The sequence below is a fragment of the Streptomyces sp. SID3212 genome (assembly GCF_009865405.1).
In the GTDB taxonomy this organism is placed as follows: domain Bacteria; phylum Actinomycetota; class Actinomycetes; order Streptomycetales; family Streptomycetaceae; genus Streptomyces.
The window spans coordinates 1-1253 of record NZ_WWJY01000704.1; the positions used below are offsets into that span (position 1 = coordinate 1).

Consider the following 1253-nt stretch of genomic DNA (forward strand, 5'->3'; position numbering starts at 1 on the left):
TGCGCCCTTGCCGCCGCCGAGCTGGCCTCGGCGCGCACCGGACGGGAGGTGCCCGCCGTACGTGTCGACGACGGCGCCGTCGCCACGGCCTTCGTCAGCGAGCGGCATCTGCTGGTGGACGGCAGGGCGCCGGTCGCCTTCGCCGAGCTGTCCCGCTTCTGGCGGACGGCGGACGGCTGGGTCCGTACCCACGCCAACTACCCGCACCACCGCGCCCGTCTGCTGTCCGCGCTCGGCCTCACGGAGGAGGCCGCCTCGGTCGAACGGGTGGCGGCGGTCCTCGGCGGCCGTACGGCACAGGACGTGGAGGACGAGGTGGTCGCGGCCGGGGGACTGGCCGTCGCGCTTCGGACAACGAGGGAATGGGCCGCGCACCCACAGGCCGCCGCGGTGGCGGCCCGTCCGCTGGTGGACCTGCGGCCGATCGACAGCGCACCCACGAGTCCGTCCGCCGCCCGCACCCTCCCACCGCTCCGGAGCGATCCGCTGCTGCCGGCCTCCGGCGTACGGGTCCTCGACCTGACCCGCGTGATCGCCGGCCCCGTCGCCACCAGGACGCTCGCCCTCCTCGGCGCCGACGTCCTGCGGGTGGACCCGCCGGGCCAGCCCGAACTGCCCGACCAGCACACCGACACGGGCTTCGGGAAACGCTCCACGCGGCTCGACCTCGGCGACACCCGCGACCGGGCGGCCTTCGAGGAGCTGCTGACCCTGGCCGACGTCGTGGTCACCGGCTACCGCCCCGGCGCCCTGGACCGGTTCGGCCTCGCCCCCGAGGCTCTCGCCCAACGCCGGCCGGGACTTGTCGTGGCCCAGCTGTCCGCCTGGGGGGGACAGCGGCCCCTGGGCCGACCGGCGCGGTTTCGACAGCCTCGTCCAGGTCGCCACCGGCATCGCGGTGGAAGAGGGGTCCGCCGCACAGCCGGGCGCCCTCCCGGCACAGGCGCTGGACCACGGCACGGGCTACCTGCTGGCCGCCGCCGTGCTCAGGACCCTCACCGAACAGCTCGGTGGCGCGGGGGCCCTGTCCGTACGGCCGGTCCTCGCCCGTACGGCCCACTGGCTGCTGCACGACCTGGCTCCGGACGCGGGACAGACGGACACCGGACCGACCCAAAATGGGCAGCCCCACACCGCGTACGACCCCGACCACCTCTCCCGCTGGCTCACCGAGACCGACAGCGCGCTCGGCCGACTGCGCCACGCCCGGCCGCCCGTCGCCTTCGACGGCGCCCCCGACGACTGGGCGAGGC

Annotated in this window: 1 pseudogene; it reads left to right on the plus strand. The window is 76.0% G+C overall.

Going from position 1 to position 1253, the window contains the following annotated elements:
* A pseudogene (locus GT042_RS21125) lies at nucleotides 1-1253 on the plus strand (CoA transferase); the annotation flags it as partial.